19 protein-coding genes are annotated in these 19,295 nt (G+C 70.8%); 8 read left to right on the top strand and 11 right to left on the bottom strand.

What is annotated here, in order from left to right:
* Positions 1–352 precede the first annotated feature (352 nt).
* The 4 genes from RGI145_RS19340 to RGI145_RS19325 all read left to right on the top strand — a co-directional run bounded on the left by RGI145_RS19340 (position 353) and on the right by RGI145_RS19325 (position 5,162).
* A complete protein-coding gene (locus RGI145_RS19340; protein ID WP_237183138.1) occupies positions 353–1,108 on the top strand; it encodes a lysophospholipid acyltransferase family protein in 756 nt (251 codons plus the stop codon).
* A complete protein-coding gene (locus tag RGI145_RS19335; protein ID WP_075799660.1) occupies positions 1,105–2,445 on the top strand; it encodes a 3-deoxy-D-manno-octulosonic acid transferase in 1,341 nt (446 codons plus the stop codon). Before RGI145_RS19340 ends, RGI145_RS19335 begins: the two co-directional genes overlap by 4 nt.
* 8 nt (positions 2,446–2,453) lie before the next feature.
* On the top strand, positions 2,454–3,443 hold the full coding sequence (lpxK, locus tag RGI145_RS19330) for a tetraacyldisaccharide 4'-kinase (protein WP_075799659.1): 990 nt from the start codon (positions 2,454–2,456) through the stop codon (positions 3,441–3,443).
* 228 nt (positions 3,444–3,671) lie between these two features.
* Positions 3,672–5,162, top strand: coding sequence for a DHA2 family efflux MFS transporter permease subunit (locus RGI145_RS19325; protein ID WP_156878610.1), 1,491 nt, complete (start codon positions 3,672–3,674; stop codon positions 5,160–5,162).
* 358 nt (positions 5,163–5,520) lie between these two features.
* On the opposite strand, the gene RGI145_RS19320 is transcribed toward RGI145_RS19325, so the two are convergent.
* Both RGI145_RS19320 and RGI145_RS19315 read right to left on the bottom strand, forming a co-directional pair.
* Positions 5,521–7,017, bottom strand: coding sequence for a carboxypeptidase M32 (locus tag RGI145_RS19320; RefSeq protein WP_075799658.1), 1,497 nt, complete (start codon positions 7,015–7,017; stop codon positions 5,521–5,523).
* A 10-nt stretch (positions 7,018–7,027) separates the two neighbouring features.
* Entirely contained in the window at positions 7,028–7,786 is a 759-nt protein-coding gene (locus RGI145_RS19315) for an SURF1 family protein (RefSeq protein WP_075799657.1), read from the bottom strand.
* 153 nt (positions 7,787–7,939) lie between these two features.
* Here RGI145_RS19315 and RGI145_RS19310 point away from each other — a divergent pair, with 153 nt between their 5' ends.
* A complete protein-coding gene (locus RGI145_RS19310) occupies positions 7,940–9,028 on the top strand; it encodes a class I SAM-dependent methyltransferase (RefSeq protein WP_075799656.1) in 1,089 nt (362 codons plus the stop codon).
* Positions 9,029–9,130: 102 nt separating this feature from the next.
* Here the strand turns inward: RGI145_RS19310 and RGI145_RS19305 are convergent, their stop codons facing one another.
* From RGI145_RS19305 to RGI145_RS19295, 3 genes are all read right to left on the bottom strand, one after another.
* Positions 9,131–9,577: a pyridoxamine 5'-phosphate oxidase family protein gene (locus RGI145_RS19305; protein ID WP_075799655.1), complete on the bottom strand. Its 447-nt coding sequence runs from the start codon at positions 9,575–9,577 to the stop codon at positions 9,131–9,133.
* 94 nt (positions 9,578–9,671) lie between these two features.
* Entirely contained in the window at positions 9,672–10,544 is an 873-nt protein-coding gene (locus RGI145_RS19300; protein ID WP_208863899.1) for a cytochrome c oxidase subunit 3, read from the bottom strand.
* 126 nt (positions 10,545–10,670) lie between these two features.
* Positions 10,671–11,318 (bottom strand): cytochrome c oxidase assembly protein, encoded by a 648-nt coding sequence (locus tag RGI145_RS19295; protein ID WP_075799654.1) that lies wholly within the window; start codon positions 11,316–11,318, stop codon positions 10,671–10,673.
* Between the two features lie 212 nt (positions 11,319–11,530).
* Between RGI145_RS19295 and RGI145_RS19290 the strand changes: the two genes are divergently transcribed.
* Positions 11,531–12,628: an OmpA family protein gene (locus RGI145_RS19290; protein ID WP_156878609.1), complete on the top strand. Its 1,098-nt coding sequence runs from the start codon at positions 11,531–11,533 to the stop codon at positions 12,626–12,628.
* Positions 12,629–12,950: 322 nt separating this feature from the next.
* Here the strand turns inward: RGI145_RS19290 and RGI145_RS25190 are convergent, their stop codons facing one another.
* The 5 genes from RGI145_RS25190 to RGI145_RS19270 form a co-directional block, all read right to left on the bottom strand.
* The gene (locus RGI145_RS25190; protein WP_156878608.1) at positions 12,951–13,106 is read right to left on the bottom strand and encodes a hypothetical protein; all 156 of its coding nucleotides are present in this window, start codon (positions 13,104–13,106) and stop codon (positions 12,951–12,953) included.
* Positions 13,099–14,049: a heme o synthase gene (locus RGI145_RS19285; protein WP_075799652.1), complete on the bottom strand. Its 951-nt coding sequence runs from the start codon at positions 14,047–14,049 to the stop codon at positions 13,099–13,101. The genes RGI145_RS25190 and RGI145_RS19285 overlap by 8 nt, the downstream gene beginning before the upstream one ends.
* A gap of 10 nt (positions 14,050–14,059) precedes the next feature.
* Entirely contained in the window at positions 14,060–15,691 is a 1,632-nt protein-coding gene (gene ctaD, locus RGI145_RS19280; RefSeq protein ID WP_075799651.1) for a cytochrome c oxidase subunit I, read from the bottom strand.
* Between the two features lie 17 nt (positions 15,692–15,708).
* Positions 15,709–16,611, bottom strand: coding sequence for a cytochrome c oxidase subunit II (gene coxB, locus RGI145_RS19275; protein WP_075799650.1), 903 nt, complete (start codon positions 16,609–16,611; stop codon positions 15,709–15,711).
* Between the two features lie 169 nt (positions 16,612–16,780).
* Complete coding sequence (locus RGI145_RS19270) at positions 16,781–17,134, bottom strand: ArsR/SmtB family transcription factor (protein WP_037225985.1); 354 nt, start codon at positions 17,132–17,134, stop codon at positions 16,781–16,783.
* A gap of 203 nt (positions 17,135–17,337) precedes the next feature.
* Here RGI145_RS19270 and trxA point away from each other — a divergent pair, with 203 nt between their 5' ends.
* The gene (gene trxA / locus RGI145_RS19265; protein ID WP_026033517.1) at positions 17,338–17,667 is read left to right on the top strand and encodes a thioredoxin TrxA; all 330 of its coding nucleotides are present in this window, start codon (positions 17,338–17,340) and stop codon (positions 17,665–17,667) included.
* A gap of 26 nt (positions 17,668–17,693) precedes the next feature.
* Positions 17,694–17,906: a hypothetical protein gene (locus RGI145_RS19260; protein ID WP_027282486.1), complete on the top strand. Its 213-nt coding sequence runs from the start codon at positions 17,694–17,696 to the stop codon at positions 17,904–17,906.
* Positions 17,907–17,928: 22 nt separating this feature from the next.
* Here RGI145_RS19260 and RGI145_RS19255 read toward each other — a convergent pair whose 3' ends face one another.
* Entirely contained in the window at positions 17,929–19,272 is a 1,344-nt protein-coding gene (locus RGI145_RS19255; protein WP_156878687.1) for a bifunctional folylpolyglutamate synthase/dihydrofolate synthase, read from the bottom strand.
* Between the last annotated feature and the right edge of the window lie 23 nt (positions 19,273–19,295).

Here is a 19,295-nt window from a genome sequence, read left to right as displayed (position 1 = left end):
CCCCGGACCCCGGGCTTTCGTTGGTGCCTGTGGTGGCCGTCAGTCCAGCACCTGATCCCTAAGAGCAGGTGGATCGGTGGGGCTCCCGAAAAAAGCAAACACCCTGTCCGTGTTCGTGGCGCCCGCAGTCGCCGGAGAGCATCGCTCTCCGGCGCGATCCGGCCCGCAGTAGGCGTCAACGAATGGGGTCCAGGGCGCGAAGCGTCCTGGCGGATAAGGGGGTCCGGGGGAAAAGGCGGAGCCTTGTCCCCCGGGGACGGCGCCACGCCCAACCCGGCTTGCTCCCACGCATGCCAGCCTCATCTGACAGCCGCGTGACCGGAACCGCAGGGCATGCTAGCCCCGCGCAACAATGTTCAAGCGCCTGCTGCGGCATCCTGCGACGCTCACGGCGGCGGCGCGCCTGATCGGCCTCTACCTGGCCTTCGTCTACGCGACCACGCGCTGGACCTTCCTGGGCCGGGACGACATGGCGGTGGCCGTGGCTTCGGGCCGCCCCCTGATGGTTTCCTTCTGGCATGAGCGCCTGCCGATGATGCCGATGCTCTGGCGTCTGGCGCGGGAGCATTTCCCGGTGCTGCGCCCGCGCCGGACCCATGTGCTGGTCTCCCGCCACAGGGATGGCCGCTTCATCGGCGACATCATCGCCCGCTTCCAGCTCGACACCGTCCACGGCTCCACCTCGCGCGGCGGGGCCTCGGGGATGATGAGCATCCTGCGCCTGCTGGCGCGCGGCGACCTCGCGGCCATCACCCCCGACGGCCCCCGCGGCCCACGGCGGGAGGCGGCACCGGGCGTCGCCCAGCTCGGCGCCACGGCGCGGGCCGCGGTCATCCCCTGCGCGGCGGCCACGACACGGCGCCACATGCTGCGCTCCTGGGACCGGATGATGCTGCCCCTGCCCTTCGGGCGCGGGGTGGTGGTGGTGCTCCCGGCGGTCTTCGTGTCGCGGGACGATATCGAGGGCGGGCGGCAGGCCATCGCCGCCGGGATGAACGAGGCCTGCGCCATCGCCGATGCCTGGGCGGCAGGCCGCCCGCTGCCTTCGGAGCCCCCTTTGTCGCCCGGACAGGCGGATGCGCCGCAGGGCGGGCCTCAGCCGGGATGACGCCCGGCAGCCTGGCCTGGGATGCCACGGCGCGGCTGACGGCACCGTTCTGGCGCCTGCACCTGCGGCGGCGCGCCCGGCGGAACAAGGAGATCCCCGCCCGCCTGCAGGAGCGCGAGGGCGGCGGCGCGGCGCGGCCGCCGGGGCGGCTGCTCTGGCTGCACGGCGCCAGCGTGGGGGAAAGCCTCTCCATCCTGCCGCTGATCGAGGCGCTGGCCCGGCGCGACCCGGCGCTGCGCTTCCTGGTCACCACCGGCACCGTCACCTCGGCGGAGCTGCTGATGCGCCGCCTGCCGGAAACGCTCCGCCCCCGGCTGCAGCACCGCTTCGTGCCGCTGGACGTGCCGGACTGGGCGGACCGCTTCCTGCAGGGCTGGCGGCCGGATGCCGGGGTCTTCGTGGAAAGCGAGATCTGGCCGAACCTGCTGGCCGCGACCCGCCGGGCACGGATTCCGATGCTGCTGGTCAATGCCCGCCTCTCGGAGCGCTCGGCGCGCGGCTGGCGCTGGGCGCCGGGCCTGGCGCGGGAGGCCTTCTCCACCTTCCGGCTGGTGCTGGCGCAGAGCGAGGCGGACGCGGCGCGGCTGCGCGCCGCCGGGGCCGGGGCGGTGCGGGTCGCCGGCAACCTGAAATACGCGGCATCTCCCCTGCCGGCCGACGCGGCGGAACTGGCCCGGCTGCGCCGGCTGGTCGGCGCCCGGTCCGTGCTTTTCGCCGCCAGCACCCATGCCGGGGAGGAGGAGCTCCTGGCCCGGACGCATGAGCGACTCGCCGCGCGCCTGCCCGGCCTGCTCACGGTGATCGCCCCGCGCCACCCGGAACGCGGGGCGGAGCTGGCCGTCCAACTGCCCGGCGCGGTCCGGCGCGGCGCGGGTGACGAGCCGGGGCCGGAGACCGGCCTCTACCTCGCCGACACGCTGGGCGAGCTTGGCCTCTTCTACCGGCTGGCGGGGGTGGCGGTGATCGGCAAGTCCCTGCTGGCGCCCGGTGGCGGGCAGAATCCGCTGGAACCGGCGCGGCTCGGCTGCCCGATTCTGCTCGGCCCGCATATGGGCAACTTCGCCGATGTCACCGCCCGGCTGCTGGCCGCGGGCGGGGCGGTGCAGCTTCCCCCCTCCCCAGCTCCTTCCCTGGCGACCGATCCGGCCATGCTGGCGGATGCCGCGCACGCCGTGCTAACCGATACGCGGCGAGCGGAGCTGCTGCGGCAGGGTGCCGCCCGCGTCGCGGAAGGGGCATCGGGGCTGGCAGAGGAGGTCGCCCGGACGATCGCGGAACTGCTGCCCGAGCCGCCCTCCCCGGGAATCCCCCGGGAGTGCCAGGAAGAGAGGACCTGACCGAGCCGATGCGTGCCCCCGAGTTCTGGAGCGGGGACGGCGGGGGAGTGCTGCCCCTGCTCCTGTCCCCCCTGGCCACCTTCTACGCCCAGGCGACCGCGAGGCGGGTCGCCAAGCCCGGCTGGAAGGCCCCGGTGCCGGTCATCTGCTGCGGCAACGTCACCGCCGGCGGCGCCGGCAAGACCACGCTCGCGCTCGACCTCGGCCGCCGCCTCGCCAACCGGGGCATCAACGTGCATTTCCTCTCGCGCGGCTATGGCGGCAAGCTGAAGGGCCCGCTGCGGGTCGATCCGGCGAAGCACGACAGCCACGACGTGGGCGACGAGGCCCTGCTGCTGGCCGCCGAGCGCCCGGCCTGGATCTCCGGCGACCGCGCCGCCGGCGCCCGCGCGGCGATCGAGGGCGGCGCCCAGGCCATCGTCATGGATGACGGGCTGCAGAACCCGACGCTGGAGAAGGATCTGTCGCTGCTGACCATCGACGGCTCCTACGGCTTCGGCAACGGGCGGGTGATCCCGGCCGGGCCGCTGCGCGAATCCGTCGAGACCGCCGCCGCGCGCTGCCGCGCCGCGATCCTGATCGGCGAGGACCGCACCGGCGCGCTGGCGCAACTGCCGCCGAAGCTGCCGGTGCTGCGCGGCAAGCTGGTGCCCGGCCCGGAGGCCCGGATGCTGGTGGGCCAGCCGGTCTTCGCCTTCTGCGGCATCGGCAACCCGTTGAAGTTCTTCGCCAGCCTGCAGGAGGCCGGGGCGGTCATCGCCGGCCGCGCCGCCTATGCCGACCACTACCCCTTCGATGCCGGGGATCTGCGGGAGCTGCTCGCCGAGGCCGACCGTCTGCGCGCCATCCCCGTCACCACACGCAAGGACTTCGTTCGCCTGCCGCAGGCCTTCCGCGCCCGGATCACCGTGCTGAACATCACCCTCGCCTGGGAGGAGCCGGCCACCATCGAGGCACTGATCGACCCCCTGGCCCAGCGGGTGCCGATCCCGGCCTGAGCACCGGGGGGGGGCTGGAAGCCATGCCCGACTCTCCGGAACGGCCCCCTCTCAGCCAAATCGCCCACGGGCGCGGCAGACGGCACCGAAAAAGAGCAACGCTGCGGTCCCTCTCCCGACCGCTCGATCCATCTGCCATCCACATGGGCAACATGCCGGGCTTTCGCATGTGCGAGACGCGCGAGACCGCTATGGTGGCGCCCTCCGGTCGAAAGGGCGAGGAACGGCGTGAGCAGTGCATCGATCACCACCCAGGCCATGCCGGCGGCGGACATGAACCGCGAGAAGGATGAAGCGGCGCAGATGCGCCAGGCCTGGCGGGTGTTCTCGGTGACCACGCTGGGGCTGATGCTCACCTTCATCAACAGCAGCACGCTGAACGTCGCCCTGCCCGCCGTCAGCCGCCATTTCGGCGCCAGCCCCGCCCAGGCGAGCTGGATCCTGCTCTCCTACATGCTGGTGAACACGATCTTCATCCTGGTCTTCGGCCGGCTGGCGGATCTGGTGGGCCGGCGGCGCCTCTACCTGATGGGCCTCTCCATCTTCACCCTGGCCAGCCTCGCCTGCGGCTTCGCGCCCAGCGCCAATGCCCTGATCGCCTTCCGCGTGGTGCAGGCGATCGGCGCGGCGGCGATCATCACCAACACCACGGCCCTGCTCACCGATGCCTTCCCCCGCCACGCGCTCGGCATCGGCCTGGGCATGAACTCCTCCATGGCCGCGGCGGCCCAGGTCCTGGGCCCGGTGGTCGGCGGCGCCATGGCCACGGCCTTCGGCTGGCGCGCGGTCTTCCTGTTCAACCTGCCCATCGGCCTCGTCGCCATCGCCTGGGCGGCCGTCACGCTGCGCAAGGTGCACATGCGCTCACACGAACGCTTCGACCTGCTCGGCGCGGTGCTGTCGCTGCTGATGCTGGGCGGCTTCATCGTGGCGCTGTCGATGGGCGGCTCCCAGGGCTGGAACAGCCGAATCGTGCTGATCGGCGTGGCCGCCGCCGTGGTCGCCGCGCCGCTCTTCCTGCTCTCGCAGCTCCGCCGCCGCGACCCGCTGGTGGACCTGACGCTGTTCCGCGACCAGGACCGCGCCTTCGCCTATGCCACCACCATGATTGTCACCCTGGTGGTGACGGGCACGGCGCTGATCATGTCGCTCTTCCTCCAGGCGGTGCAGGGCTACGACGCCTTCGGCGCCGGGCTGCGGGTGATGCCGGCGGCGCTGGGCACCATGCTGGCGGCGCTGGTGGTCGGGCGGCTGGTGCTGCGCTTCGGCTCCTCCACCCTCTGCGCCATCGGCATGGGGCTGGCGGCGGCCGGGCTGGCGCTGATGCTGACGGGGCTGCGGGCGGATGCCCCCTATGCCCCGGTGGGCATCGGCCTGCTGCTGCTCGGCCTCGGCTCGGGCACCTTCCAGACGCCCAACACCAGCAGCATCATGATCAGCGTGGCAGCCAACCGGCGCGGCATCGCCAACGGCATCCGCTCCATGCTCCAGAACACGGGCCATGTGACCGGCGCCGCCCTGTCGCTGGCGATCATCACCAGCCCGCTGATGATGGAAAGCAAGCAGGCGGTGTACAGCGGCTCCCTCCGCCACTTCTCGCCGGAGGACCTGAACGCGCTGATCGGCGCCTACCACGTCGCCCTCTGCGTGATGATCGGCTTCTGCGCGGTCGGCGCCACCCTCTCGCTGCTGCGCCGCACCCCCGCCAGCCAGGGCTGACCCGCCCCGGGGAGGGTTGCGCCGCCGTCCGGCCCTCGGGGGCAAGGCTCCGCCTCGCCCCCGGACCCCCCTCCGCCGGGGACCGAAGCCGGTCCCCGGACCCCGGGCTTGAGCTGGCTCGCGTGGTGACCGTCAGCCTACGGCCCGATCCCCGGGAAAAGGTGGATCGGCGGGGCTCCCGAAAAGAAGAAAAACACCCTGTCCGCGCTTGTGGCGACCGCAACCGCCGGAGAGCGAGGCTCTTCGGCGCGATCGGGCCGCAGCGAGCGCCAACTCACCGGGTCCAGGGCGCGCAGCGTCCTGGTGGATGGGGGGTCTGGGGGGAAGGCGAAGCCTTTCCCCCGGGGCAACACTGCCGTCAGCCCTCCAGGTATCGCGCCCGAAGATGCCGCGTGAAGGCCGCCGGATCAAGCGGCCCGCCGGTCGCCTCCCGCAGCAGGTCCTGGAAGCCGAGGCTCGCCGCCTTGCCATGGATGTTCGGCCGCAGCCAGCCGAGCAGCGGCGCGAAATCCCCCTGCGCCAGCGCCGCGTCGATCCCCGGCACGGCGGCGCGGGCGGCCGCCATGATCTGCGCCGCCGCCATGGCGCCGAGCGTGTAGGACGGGAAATAGCCGAAGGCGCCGTCGTACCAGTGGATGTCCTGCAGGCAGCCGCGCCGGTCATCAGGCGGCGTCAGCCCGAGCAACCCGCGGAACCCCTCGTTCCAGGCACCCGGCAGGTCGGCCACGGCGAGGTCGCCGCCGATCAGCGCCCGCTCCAACCGGAAGCGCAGGATGACATGCGCCGGATAGGTCATCTCGTCGGCATCGACGCGGATGAAGCCGCGCGCCACCCGCCGCCAGAGCCGCCCCAGATTGGCGCCGTCATAGGCCTCCGTTGCCCCGCCGAAGGCGGCATGGAGTTGCGGGCCCAACCAGGAGAGGAAGGCATCGGAGCGGCAGGCCTGCACCTCGATCAGCAGGGACTGCGATTCATGCGCCGCCATGCCGGCGGCCTCGCCCACCGGCTGCCGCTCCCAGGCTTCCGGCAGCCCGCGCTCATAGAGCGCGTGCCCCGTCTCATGCGCCACGCCGAGCAGCGCCTGGGCGAAGTTGCCCTCGTCATAGCGCGTGGTGATCCGCGCATCGGCGGGCGTGCCGCCGGAGAAGGGATGCGCGCTCTCGTCCAGCCGCGCATGGGTGAAGTCCAGCCCGATCCGCTCGGAAAGCTGGCGGCAGAGCCGCTTCTGGATCTCCACCGGGAAGGGTCCGGACGGTTCAACCGGCGCCGGACGACGGGCCTGGATCGCCTCGGCCTCGGGCAGCGCTTCCTTCAGGAAGGACTCGTAGGCGGCGAAGACCGGCTCCACGTCGGCGGCGCCGATGCCGCGCTGGAACCCGTCCATCAGCGCGTCATAGGGCGCGAGGCCGGTGGCGCCGGACAGCGCGGCGGCCTCCTCGCGCTGCAGCCGCACCACTTCCTCCAGATAGGGGCGCACCATGGCGAAGTCGGAGGCGGCGCGCGCCTTGCGCCAGACCTTCTCGCAGGCGCTGTTGGCGCGCGAGACCGCCTCCACCAGATCCCCCGGCAGGCAGGCGGCGCGGGTATGGGTCCGGCGCATCAGCGCCAGGTTGGCGGCATCCCAGCGCTCCGCCGGCGGGCTGGCCTCGGCGGCGGCGAGGTCTTCCGCCACCACGGGCGCCGTCAGCAGCTCGTGCGACAGCCCCGCCAGCACGGCGAGCTGCTCACCGCGCGAGGCGCCGCCGCCCTCGGGCATCATCGCGGAAGCGTCCCAGCCCAGCATGGCACTCGCCTCGCCCAGCGCGCCGATGCGGTTGAAGCGGGACTTCAGACGGAGATAGGGGTCGTTCGTCATACGAGATCCTTTAGGCGGGGTCCTTCAGGCGGCGCCAGGCGAAGGCGGCGAAGACACCGACCAGGGCCAGGGCGGTGCCGTACCAGGTGACGGCATAGCCGAGATGCGGGTTGTCGGGGCGCGGCATGGCTCGCGCCGGCTGGGGAAGCGGGGCCGCCGGCGCGCCGCCGGCCGGCGCGGCCAGGGCTCGTCCCGCGGGCGCATCCGGTGGGCCGGAAGCAGAACCGGGCGCCTGGGGCAAGGCCAGGGCCACCAGCGCATAGGGCGCCACCTGCGTCAGCCCCAGGGCCGGGCCGATCACCGACGGATCGAAGGTATAGAAGCGCCGCCCGACGGGGTCGTCGCTGGCGGCGAAGACGTTATGGCCATCGGCGGGGCGGACCCAGCCGGTGATGCTCACCATCCCCTCCGGGTGGCTGACCGGCGCCTTGCGCTCCAGCGGCACCCAGCCCTGGTTGACCAGGACGGGCGGGCCATCCGGCCGTTCCAGCGGCGTGACCAGGAAGGCACCCAGCACGGCGTCCCGCACCTCCAGCCCGACCAGTGCCTCGCGGTCATGCAGGAAGCGCCCGGTGGCGACCACCTTGGACAGTTCCTCCGGCGGGTCGCGCAGGACTCGGGGCGGGCCCGCCTCGGCGGCATCGACACGGGCCAGGAGGTCGGTCTTCCAGTGCAGGCGCCGGACCTGCCAGTTCCCGAGCCCCACCAGCACCACGAGGACGGGCAGGACGCAGAGGAAGGGAAGCAGCAGGCGGCGAAGACGTGTCATCGAGGCGCTTCAGATAGGGCCGGAAACTTCCTGCCCTCTCCGCCACGCCGCGTCCAGCCGCCCCGGCCCGCGCGGCGATCCTGTACGGCCGCCTTTCCCATCGCCGGCGGAATGAGTCAGACTTCCCGGCAGAAGGATAATGGGGGGTGTCGCATGGTTCAGGTCCAGGTTTCGCCGGCGGAGCTCGATGCGGTGCTGGACAGACTGGACGGAGGTGTCCCGGATGCCGCCGAATACATCGCGCTGACGAAGCTCGTGCTCGACACGCCCGGTGCCGCCCGCCTCAACGCACTCGATCCCTTCTCGGACAGCTACCACCGGGAGGTCCTCGACCTGTATCTGACGCTGCGGTCACGGCCGGATGCGGAAGGGCGGGGCGACTATAGCCCCGAGCGCGACGAGGCGCCCTCCTACGATGTCCCAGAGGCGCTCTGGACCGGCCTGGTGCCCTGGAGCTTCCGCGACGCGGCCATGACCGGCGAGCACCTCTATGCCTGGGGGCATATCCTGCGTCACCTCGGCCTCGGCCCTGGCGGCTCGGTGCTGGAATACGGCCCCGGCAGCGGCCAGTTGCTGCTGATGCTGGCCCGCATGGGCTACCGCGCCTGCGGCGTCGATATCGACGCGGTCGCCATCGAGGCGATCCAGCGACAGGCGGCAGGGATGAATCTGCCGGTCGAGGTGGAGCGGGCCCGTTTCGGCGAGGGGTTCGGGACGGAGCGCTTCGACGCCGTGGTGTTCTACGAAGCCTTCCATCACGCGGTCGATTTCCAGGCCCTGTTGCGGCGCCTGCATGACCGGATCAAGCCGGGGGGACGGCTGTTGCTGTGCGGCGAGCCCGTGATCGAGGCACCCCGCCCCGACGTCCCCTATGCCTGGGGCCCGCGCCTGGATGCGCTGTCGGTCTTCTGCATGCGACGCTTCGGATGGATGGAGTTGGGCTTCTCCCACGATTTCCTGGTGGAGGCGGCGCGCCGGGCGGGATGGCACGCAGTGTTCCACCCTTTCCCGGATTGCGGACGTGCCTGCCTCTACGTTCTGACGCAGGCTACGGGCGATGTCGGAATGCCGTGCGATGCCGAAGGGCAGGACGCACCCGACCGGCCTACCCTCCCGGAAGGCAAGAGCGAAAGCGAAGCCCTGCTCTGCTCTATCCTGGCTTCCACCACTTGGCGCGCCACGCGGCCGCTGCGGCGTGCGGTGCACTGGCTCACACGCCGCCCCGGTCAGCCACCAGTCTGAAGTGGGCACCCCGTCGGGGCGCCACGGGCCGCCCGAAGGCGACCGTATGGGCGCCCGCCAGACTGCGCGGCACCTAGGGCGAGAGAGAAGCGGTCCGTCGTGTCAGACCGAGACCTCGCCCTCCTCCATGCCGTCCCAGTAAGTGATGCGGCTCGCTTGCACCTTGATCAGCGTCAGGCCGGGCGTGTCCACGCCCTGCTCGAACCACCGGTCCAGGTCCTTGTTCCAGTGCTCCTGGAAGGCATCCTTGTCGCGGATCAGCTCCGCCTCGCCCTCGACGGCGATGAAGAGAGGCCTCTGCCCCAGCAGGCCCTGGCTGCTGGCGAAGGAGAGCGCCACCTTCGGGTCGCGCCCGATCTCCTGGACCGTATGGGTGCTGTCCAGGGCGAAGAACCAGGAATCGCCCTTGTACTCGACATCGCCGTTGTTGCTCATCGGCCGGCCAGCGATGTGGCCGTTCCCGGCATGGGTCGAGAACATGCAGTAGTCGATCTTGCGCATGAGCCTGGACAGATCGGACAGGCTCATCCCGCTGGACGTCTGGTTCATCGTCGCGCTCCCGCAATCCATCCGGAATGAACGCGCGCCGATGCCCTTGTTTGCCGTGCCCTGTTTCCGTGCCCCCAGGCTCAGCCGGGCGCGGTCAGTGCGCGGCGATCGGCCCGGCGCCCCACCAGTAGATGAAGACGAACAGGAACAGCCACACCACGTCCACGAAGTGCCAGTACCAGGCGGCGGCCTCGAAGCCGAAATGGCGCTTGGGCGTGAACTGGCCGGCATAGGCGCGGAACCAGCAGACCGCCAGGAAGATGGTGCCGACGATGACGTGGAAGCCGTGGAAGCCGGTCGCCAGGAAGAAGACCGAGGGATAGATGCCGCCGTTCACGAAGGCGAAGGGCGCCTCGCCATATTCCCAGAACTGGAAGAAGGAGAAGCTGAGGCCCAGCAGCACGGTGATCCCCAGCCCCTGCAGCACCGACTTCCGGTCGCCCTCCAGCATCGCATGGTGCGCCCAGGTCACCGTGGTGCCGGACAGCAGCAGGATCATGGTGTTCAGGAAGGGCAGGCCGAAGGGGTCGAAGGTGTGCACCCCGTGCGGCGGCCAGACGGCGGGCGCCGCGGCGCCGGACACATGCTCCGGGAACAGCGCGAAGTGGAAATAGGCCCAGAAGAAGGCCACGAAGAACATCACCTCGGAGGCGATGAACAGCACCATGCCATAGCGCAGGCCGATCTGGACGATCGGCGTATAGACCCCCGGGGTGCGCGATTCGCGGATCACGTCGCGCCACCAGCCGGCCATGCTGAACAGCACGCCCAGGATGCCGAGGCCCAGCACCCAGTGGATGTTGCTGTGCGCGAAGAGGATGATCCCCAGCAGCATGGTGCCCGCCGAGAAGGAGGCGATCATCGGCCAGGGCGAGGGATCGACGAGATGATAGGGATGCTTGTGGAGCGGCGGGGCGTCGGGAATGTCGGTGCCGAGGGTCCCCATGGTCGTTTCCGTGCTGGCCATTACGCATCCCGTTCGGATTCACCACGGCCGGGCGCCGCAGCTTTTGGTTACGCCATCAATCCCGCGAAATCCGCCCCCGATCAAGTCGGGAGAGGGTAAGGCGCGGCGCCGGAAGGCGACACCCCCTCACGGCGTGGCGGAGGCTGCCTTGCCCACATGCGGCCCGGCATGGGCCAGCGCCCCGGCACGCTGCGCGTCCTCCAGCGTGCGGAAGAAGGTGTAGCTGAGCGTCACCGTGCGGATGTCGCGGGTGTTGGGGTCCTGAAGCATCGCCGGATCGACCCAGAAGGTCACCGGCATCTCCACCTTCTGCCCGGGCTGGAGGGTCTGCGCGTCGAAGCAGAAGCAGGCCGTCTTGTGGAAATAAGGCCCCATCACCTCCGGCGTGACGTTGTAGAGGGCGATGCCCTCCACCGGAGTCGTGGCCCTGTTCTCGGCCTCGTAGAAGGCCAGCCCCTGCTCCCCGGGTTTCAGCGCCATGCTGCGCTGCGCGGCTTCGAAGCGCCAGGGCAGGCCGGGATGGGTCTGGGCATCGAATCGCACGGTGATGTCACGCTCCCCCTGCGGCGCCCCGGGGGCCGCCGGCCCGCCGATCCGCGGCGTGCCGTTATAGCCGGTGACCTGGCAGAACAGCGTGTAGAGCGGCACCGCGGCGAAGGAGACACCGATCATGGCCGCCGCCGCGCCCAGCGCCGCGAGGCCGAGGCGGCGGTTGCGGCGCGCGAGCTCCGTGGTGGGGCGGGGGGAAAGGTCGCGATCGCTCGGCATGACCATGTGAGCAGTAGCGCTCCTGGTGCATCCCGCTCAAGCGGCACATTTCCGGCACGCCCTCCGTCCCGCACCGGCGCCCCGGACGGAAAGGTGGATTCGTCCCGCAGATGTGTTCCTCCTGGGGCGCCGCCCGGAATTGTTCCGGCCCGCCGGCCGGCCGAGGATGTCCCGGCGATCAGGCCAGTGGCCAGGCCAGCAACCAGGGAAAGATGTACATGGTGGCAGACCATCCCCGAATCAGGACCACTGAGGACAGCGCCGACCGGACCGGCTGGCCTGCCGCGGCGGCGATCCTGTTCTTCGGCCTGCTGGGCGCCTGGCTCATGTCGCGTGGTCCGGCGGAGCACGAGGCGCCCGTCCCGGTCGCCGCCCGGCCCGCGCATCCGCCCTCCGCTCCGCCCGTCGCGGCACCTCTCCCACCAACTGTCGGCCCGGCGCCCGCGCCCTCCGCCGCCATTCCGCCCGCCACCGTGCCGGTGGCGCCCGGCGTGGCCGTGGTTCCCGCGACGCCCCCGGCCGCGAATCCCGCCCTGGCGCCGCTGGCCCGGCTGTTCCTGGACTATGACGGCACGGTCTGGCGGGCCACCGGCCGCCTGCCCGACGAGGCCAGCCTGCACCGCGTGGCCGAGACGCTGAACGCCGCCTTCGGCACGGCGGCGGTCCGCACCGATCTGGTGATCGATCCCGCCGCAGGGCCCGCGCCCTGGATGGGCTGGTTCGGCCAGACCCTTTCCGCCCTGCGCCTGCCCGGCCTGCGGGCCCTGTTCCAGCCCGGTCAGTTGCGCATCGGCGGCAGCCTGCCCGATGCCGAGCGCGACAGGGTCATCGCCACCCTGCGCGCGCAACTGCCGGACAGCCTCCGCATCGCGCCCCTGCCGGATGCGACGGGGCTGCGGGTCGAGGATGCGACGGCGGCATCGATGCGCGCCCTGTCCACCCTGCCGGCCAGCTTCAGTCCCGCCATGCTGGTCCAGGCGCTGAACCTGTCCATCGTGAACTTCCCCACCGCCGGCGCCGAGATCCCGCCGGACAGCCTGCCCCTGATCCGCGAGGCCGCCGCCCGCCTGCGGCAGTTGCCGCCCGGCACGGTGATCGAGGTCAGCGGCCATACGGACAACACGGGCGATCCGGAGATCAACCGGACCCTTTCCCAGCGCCGGGCCGAGGCCGTGCGCGCCGCCCTGGTCGCCGATGGCGTGCCGGCGGACCAGCTTGTGGCCAGGGGCTATGGCAGCGACCAGCCGGTGGCGGACAACGCGACCGAGGATGGCCGCTTCCGCAACCGCCGCATCGAGTACCGGGTGGGCGGGTAGCACCGGGCCCCACCCCCCGGGAAAGGCGCCGCCTCTCCCGGACCCTCTCCGCCGGGGACCGAAGCCGGTCCCCGGACCCCGGGCCTGAGTTGACACCTGTGATAACCGTCAGACTGGCGCCTGATCCCTGGGCACAGTTTGGTCAGCAGGGCTCTTGAAAAACAAAGACCTGGCCGCACTGGCGGCACCCGCAGTCACCGGAGAGCGATATGCTCCGGCGTGATCCGGCGTCAGCAAGAGCCAACGAACCGGGTCCAGGGCGCGCAGCGTCCTGGCGGATAGGGGGTCCGGGGGAAAGGCGGCGCCTTTCCCCCGGGGGTCATCACGACGTCTGCGACATCCGGGCGATGGCGATGAGGTAGAACAGCACCACCAGCCCCAGCAGGGCCGCCAGGATGGCCCAGTTCCGCGCGCGGCGGCGGCGGTGGAAATCCACCTTCTCCTCCGGCGTCATGCGGATGGGTTCGAGCTCAGCCAAGGATCAGCCGGTCGGCCGCCAGGGCGGCGAAGAGCAAAGCGAGGTGCAGCAGGGAGAAGCGGAAGCAGCGCTTGGCCGGGGCATCCTTGGTCAGGCTGCGCCCCTGCGGGTCCTGCTCGTCGCGCAGCACCTTCCAGGCACACCAGGCGAAGCCCAGCCCGAGCAGCACCGCCATCACCCCGTAGATCGGCCCGGCGAGGCCCAGCGGCCAGGGCGACACCGCCAGCGGGAAGAGCACCAGCGTGTAGAGCATGATCTGGCGCCGCGTCTCCTTCGCCCCCGCCACCACCGGCAGCATCGGCACCCCGGCGCGCTGGTAGTCGCCATGTGCCCAGAGCGAGAGCGACCAGAAATGCGGCGGCGTCCAGGCGAAGACGATGGCGAAGAGCAGCAGCGGCAGCAGGTCCACCGAGCCGGTCACGGCGGCCCAGCCGATCACGGGGGGGAAGGCCCCGGCGGCACCGCCGATGACGATGTTCTGCGGCGTCCGGCGCTTCAGCCACATGGTATAGATGAAGACGTAGAAGAGGATCGAGCCGGCGAGCCAGCCGGCAGCCATCCAGTTGGTGGCCAGCCCCATCACCACGACCGAGGCAATGGCCAGCACCACGCCGAAGGCCAGCGCCTCCTCCGCCCGGATGCGCCCGGCGGGGATGGGCCGGTTGGCCGTCCGGCGCATCACCGCGTCGATGTCGCGGTCGTACCACATGTTGATGGCGCCCGCCGCCCCGGCCGCGACGGCGATGCACAGCACCGCGACCGAGCCCAGCAGCGGATTGATGGAGCCCGGCGCCACCAGCATCCCGATGAAGCCGGTGAAGACGACCAGGGTCATCACCCGCGGCTTGAGCAGGGCGAACCAGTCGCGGATCTCGGAAAAATCTGGGGTGGACGCGTCGAAGGGGGCCGCAGCCCCCTTCTCGCCGACGGCGCTCTGGCTCATGCCGGGCTCCTTAGCGGATCCTCGGCAGTTCGTCGAAGGTATGGAAGGGGGGCGGGCTGCTGACCTGCCATTCCAAAGTCGTGGCCCCCTCGCCCCAGGGATTGGCCGCCGCCTGCTCCTTCCGCGCGAAGGTCAGGTAGATCACGTAGAAGAACAGCAGCAGCGAGATGCCGGAAATGAAGGCGCCGACCGAGGCAACCGCGTTCCAGCCCCAGAAGGCATCCGGATAGTCCGGATAGCGGCGCGGCATGCCCTGGGCGCCCAGGAAGTGCATCGGGAAGAAGGTCAGGTTCACCCCGATGAAGGTCATCCAGAAATGCACCTTCCCCCAGAACTCGGGGTACTGGTAGCCGCTCATCTTGCCGATCCAGTAGTAGAAGCCGGCATAGATTCCGAAGACGGCGCCCAGCGAAAGAACATAATGGAAGTGCGCCACGACATAATAGGTGTTGTGCAGGATCACATCCACCGAGGCATTGGACAGCTTCACGCCGGACACGCCACCGACGGTGAAGAGGAAGATGAAGCCGACCGCGAAGAGCATCGGCGTCTTGAACTCGATGGAGCCGCCCCACATCGTGGCGATCCAGGAGAAGATCTTGATGCCGGTCGGCACCGCGATGATCATTGTGGCCGCCATGAAATAGGCCCGCGTGTCCACCGAGATGCCGGAGGTGAACATGTGGTGCGCCCAGACCACGAAGCCCACCACCCCGATCGCCACCATGGCATAGGCCATGCCGAGATAGCCGAAGATCGGCTTGCGGCTGAAGGTGGAGAGGACGTGCGACACGATCCCGAAGGCCGGCAGGATCATGATGTAGACCTCGGGGTGGCCGAAGAACCAGAACAGGTGCTGGAACAGCACCGGGTCGCCGCCACCCTCCGGCTTGAAGAAGGAGGTGCCGAAGTTCCGGTCGGTGATCAGCATGGTGATCGCGCCGCCCAGCACGGGCACCGAGAGCAGCAGCAGGAAGGCCGTCACCAGCATCGACCAGACGAAGAGCGGCATCTTGTGCAGCGTCATGCCCGGGGCGCGCATGTTGAAGATGGTGGTGATGAAGTTGGCCGCCCCCAGGATCGAGGAGGCGCCCGCCAGGTGCAGGCCGAACAACGCCATGTCCACGCCCATGCTGGGCTGGTACTGGCTGTCGGAAAGCGGCGGGTACAGCGTCCAGCCCGTGCCGGCGCCGCCGACGAAGAGGCTGGCGACCGTCAGCGCCAGCGCTGGCACCAGCAGCCAGAAGGAGATGTTGTTCAGCCGCGGAAAGGCCATGTCCGGCGCGCCGATCATGATCGGCACGAACCAGTTGCCGAAGCCGCCGATCAGCGCGGGCATGACCACGTAGAACACCATCAGCACGCCGTGGGCGGTGACGGCGATGTTCCAGCTCTGCCCGTCGGCGAAGTACTGCAGCCCGGGCTCCAGCAGCTCCAGCCGCATGATCATCGACAGCCCGATGCCGACGATCGCCGAAAGCAGGGCGAAGCCGATATAGAGGGTGCCGATATCCTTGTGGTTGGTGCTGAAGAACCAGCGCGACACGAAGCCGGGCTTGTGGCCGTGATGCTCCCCCTGATGATCCCCCTGATGATTCCTGGGGGCATGGGGGTCGGTATGGGCGTCCGTGACGGTGGCCATGGCTTCTCTTCCCGTCCTTACCGCCCCTGGGGGCGGACCTCCGCGACTTCGGTCTTCATCTCGTCAGGCCAGCCGGGGCCTTTGCCCTCGGCGAACTTCGTCTTCGCCTGTTCCACCCAGGCATCGAACTCGGCCCGGGGCACCACGCGCACGGCGATCGGCATGAACCAGTGGTTGGTGCCGCAGATCTGGTTGCACTGGCCGTAGAAGGTGCCCTCCCGATCGGCCTCGAACCAGGTCTCCATGGCGCGGCCGGGGATGGTGTATTTCTGCACGCCCAGCGAGGGCACGAAGAAGGAATGGATCACGTCGTGCCCCGTGGCCAGGACCCGCACCTTGGCGCCCACCGGCACCACCAGCGGATTGTCCACCGCGAGGTTGCGGAGCTGGCCGGGCTTCAGGTCGGATTCGGCGATGGGGTAGCTGTCGAAGGCGAAGTTGCCGTTGTCGGGGTAGCTGTAGTGCCAGTACCACTGCCGCCCCTGCACGCCGATGGTGACGTCGGGGTCCACCGCCCGGTCCTCGTAATAGATCAGGCGGAAGGACGGGATGGCGATCACCAGCAGGATCAGCACGGGGATCACCGTCCAGGCGATCTCCAGCACCGTATGGTGGCTGGTGCGGGACGGGGTCGGATTGGCCGAGGCGCGGTAGCGGAAGATCACCCAGCCCAGCAGCCCCGCCACGAAGGCGGTGATGATGATGATGATCCACAGCACCAGGTTGTTGAAGTCGTGGATCGCTTCCTTCACCGGCCCCGCGGCGGCCTGGAGGCCGAGGCCCCAGGGGGTCGGCGCCCCCGTGGCCGGGGAGGCAGCACCTGTTCCCTGTGCCCATGCCGTGGCACCGGAGGTCACGAAGGGGGCCAGCACGGCCCCCGTGAACCCTCCGGCCAGTGCCGTCGCGATTGTCCGCCGCATGCCCCGCCCCGATGATCCCATTGCCGGTTCTTTATGCCGGCCGCCGTTCCGGTCCCTTGCGCCGCTGCCGCCACGGGGGGCGGCGCCGCGCTTTTGTTTCCGGACCGGTGACCGGTCCTTGAACCTTGGGTAAATCACGCGCCAGCGGGAGTGACAAGGTGCGGTGGCGTCAGCCGGGCAGATCGGGCCCTGCCGGCTCCCCCTCCACCTCGGTCTCCACCTCCTCGCTCACATGGTCCGTCATGTCGGTGAGCATCGAGCGCACATGCTCGTCCCCCACGGCATAGAAGACCTGCCGCCCCCGCCGCTCGGCCTGCAGCAGCCGCGCGGCGCGCAGCAGGCGCAGGTGATGGGAGACGAGGCTGCCGGAGATCCCCAGGCGGTCCGCGATATCCCCCACCGCGACGGCCGAATCGAGGCAGGAGAGGATGATCCTCAGACGCGTGGGGTCGCTCATCAGCCGGAAGGTCTCGGCGAGCTCCACCACCTGGTCCTCGCCGATCCGTCCACGAAATTGTCGCATGGGGCACAGCTTCGTCCGCGCCGGGCTTTCGCGCAAGCACCGGCAGGCTCGTCCCCCTTCGGCGAGCTGCCCGTCCGACAGGCACGCGGCCCGCCCGCGGCACCCATGCGGCCGCGTCGTCCATGCCACCGCGCCGGCGGCCTTGACCCGGGGCAGCGGCGCCACGACCTTTTCCGGCAGTATCTCTGGAGATGATGGCGGCCATGAGCGAGCTGACCAAGGCTGTGAGCGACGAGACCTTCCAGGCCGACGTGCTGAAGGCGCCGGGCCCCGTGCTGGTGGATTTCTGGGCCGAATGGTGCGGCCCCTGCCGGCAGGTGGCCCCGATTCTCGACGAGGTGGCGCGGGACTATGCCGGCAAGCTCACCGTGGCCAAGGTGAACATCGACGAGAATCCGGGCTCGCCGAACGACTACGCGGTGCGCGGCATCCCCACCATGATCCTGTTCCGCGACGGCAAGCCCGTGGGCACGCTGGTCGGGGCGCAGCCGCGCAGCAAGCTGCGTGAATGGCTGGACAGCAACCTGGGCTGACCCCGGGACGGGGGGACAGGAGCGGCATGGACGAGGCCCCAGGCCCTCCGGCGCCCCCCGCGCCGCCACCCGCCGGGGCCCATGGGCCGGCGCGGCGGCACGGGCCGGACTATCTGGGCATGGGCGTGCTGCTGGGGGTGGTCGCGGCCATCTTCGCCGCCTGGTGGGTCTTTCCGGTCCTGATGCGGATCGTGAACTACGGCGACTGCATTGGCTCCGGCCGGATCACCGGCTGTTGAAGCGGGTGGCCACCCCGCGCCCTCAGGCCGGCGGGGTGCCGTTCGCCTTGAGGATCTCGCCCGCCAGATAGAGGCTGCCGCAGATCAGCACCCGCGCCGGCTGGCCCGGAACCGCCCCGCGCAGCAGGGCCTCCAGCGCATCCGTCACGCGTGGGCCGATGCGGGCGATGCCGCCGCTGGCCGCCACGATCTCCTCCGGCGTCATCGCCAGATGCTGGCCCGGCTCCGCCACCGCCCAGACCGAGGCAGCCCGCGGCAGCAGCGGCCGCAGGAAGTCGTCGGCGGCCTTGGACTTCTTGATCCCGACCAGCAGATGCGCCGGCCGGTCGCCCCAGCCCTCCAGGTGCTCGGCCAGGACTTCTCCGGCCCCGGCATTGTGGCCGCCATCCAGCCAGAGCTCCCAGCCCGGCGGCAGCATCGCCGCCAGCGGCCCGCTGTCGAGGCGTTGCAGCCGGGCCGGCCAGCGCGCCTCGCGGAAGCCCCCGGCGGCGGCGGCCTCATCCAGCCAGTCCGGGTTCCAGGCGCGCAGCGCCGCCAGGGCAAGCCCGGCATTGTCGATCTGGTGCGGCCCCGGCAGGCCGGGGCGCGGCAGGCGCAGCACGCCGGCGGCGTCGCGGTAGAGCAGCCCCTCCCCCTCCGGCCCGATCTCCCAGTCCCGGCCCCGGCGCAGCAGCACCGCTCCGGCTTCGCCCGCGACGCGCTCGATCGCCGCCATCGCCTCGGGCGCCTGGAAGCCTGTCACCAGCGGCACGCCGGGGCGGGCGATACCCGCCTTCTCCGCCGCGATCCCGGCCAGGCTGTTCCCCAGGAACTCCACATGGTCCATCGAGACCGAGGACACGGCGCAGGCCGCCGGACGCGGCACCACGTTGGTCGCGTCGAATCGTCCGCCGAGCCCGACCTCCAGCACCAGCAGGTCCGCCGGCACCCGGGCGAAGAGCAGGAAGGCCGTGGCCGTGGTGATCTCGAAGACGCTGATCCCCTCCCCGGCATTGGCCTGCTCGACCTCCTCCAGCGCGGCGGCCAGCGCCTCCTCCTCCACCAGCGTCCCCGCCAGCCGGATGCGCTCGTGGAAGCGCACCAGATGCGGCGAGGTATAGGCATGGACGCGCTTCCCCGCCGCCTCGGCGATGGCGCGGGCGAAGGCGCAGGTGCTGCCCTTGCCATTGGTGCCGGCCACATGGATCACCGGCGGCAGGTGCCGCTCCGGATGGCCGAGCGCCGCCAGGCAGCGCTCGATCCGCCCGGTGCTGAGGTCCATCAGCTTCGGATGCAGGGCATGCAGCCGGTCCACGATCCGCTCCGCCCGCCCCGGCTCGATGCCGGTCGGCAGGCGCAGCGACGGGTCGAGCTGGCCCGGAGCCATGGAGGGAACCCCGGAGGAGGGCG

The organism is Roseomonas gilardii (assembly GCF_001941945.1).
GTDB lineage: Bacteria > Pseudomonadota > Alphaproteobacteria > Acetobacterales > Acetobacteraceae > Roseomonas.
The sequence above is the reverse complement of the archived record's forward strand: the minus strand, read 5'-3'. Positions and strand labels throughout refer to the sequence as shown.

Excerpts from the sequence above, each read along its gene's own strand:
- RGI145_RS19340 (WP_237183138.1), top strand. The coding sequence starts at position 353 with ATGTTCAAGCGCCTGCTGCGGCATCCTGCGACGCTCACGGCGGCGGCG.
- RGI145_RS19335 (WP_075799660.1), top strand. The coding sequence starts at position 1,105 with ATGACGCCCGGCAGCCTGGCCTGGGATGCCACGGCGCGGCTGACGGCA.
- lpxK (WP_075799659.1), top strand. The coding sequence starts at position 2,454 with ATGCGTGCCCCCGAGTTCTGGAGCGGGGACGGCGGGGGAGTGCTGCCC.
- RGI145_RS19320 (WP_075799658.1), bottom strand. The coding sequence starts at position 7,017 with ATGACGAACGACCCCTATCTCCGTCTGAAGTCCCGCTTCAACCGCATC.
- RGI145_RS19315 (WP_075799657.1), bottom strand. The coding sequence starts at position 7,786 with ATGACACGTCTTCGCCGCCTGCTGCTTCCCTTCCTCTGCGTCCTGCCC.
- RGI145_RS19310 (WP_075799656.1), top strand. The coding sequence starts at position 7,940 with ATGGTTCAGGTCCAGGTTTCGCCGGCGGAGCTCGATGCGGTGCTGGAC.
- RGI145_RS19305 (WP_075799655.1), bottom strand. The coding sequence starts at position 9,577 with ATGAACCAGACGTCCAGCGGGATGAGCCTGTCCGATCTGTCCAGGCTC.
- RGI145_RS19300 (WP_208863899.1), bottom strand. The coding sequence starts at position 10,544 with ATGGCCAGCACGGAAACGACCATGGGGACCCTCGGCACCGACATTCCC.
- RGI145_RS19295 (WP_075799654.1), bottom strand. The coding sequence starts at position 11,318 with ATGGTCATGCCGAGCGATCGCGACCTTTCCCCCCGCCCCACCACGGAG.
- RGI145_RS19290 (WP_156878609.1), top strand. The coding sequence starts at position 11,531 with ATGGTGGCAGACCATCCCCGAATCAGGACCACTGAGGACAGCGCCGAC.
- RGI145_RS19285 (WP_075799652.1), bottom strand. The coding sequence starts at position 14,049 with ATGAGCCAGAGCGCCGTCGGCGAGAAGGGGGCTGCGGCCCCCTTCGAC.
- ctaD (WP_075799651.1), bottom strand. The coding sequence starts at position 15,691 with ATGGCCACCGTCACGGACGCCCATACCGACCCCCATGCCCCCAGGAAT.
- coxB (WP_075799650.1), bottom strand. The coding sequence starts at position 16,611 with ATGCGGCGGACAATCGCGACGGCACTGGCCGGAGGGTTCACGGGGGCC.
- RGI145_RS19270 (WP_037225985.1), bottom strand. The coding sequence starts at position 17,134 with ATGCGACAATTTCGTGGACGGATCGGCGAGGACCAGGTGGTGGAGCTC.
- trxA (WP_026033517.1), top strand. The coding sequence starts at position 17,338 with ATGAGCGAGCTGACCAAGGCTGTGAGCGACGAGACCTTCCAGGCCGAC.
- RGI145_RS19260 (WP_027282486.1), top strand. The coding sequence starts at position 17,694 with ATGGACGAGGCCCCAGGCCCTCCGGCGCCCCCCGCGCCGCCACCCGCC.
- RGI145_RS19255 (WP_156878687.1), bottom strand. The coding sequence starts at position 19,272 with ATGGCTCCGGGCCAGCTCGACCCGTCGCTGCGCCTGCCGACCGGCATC.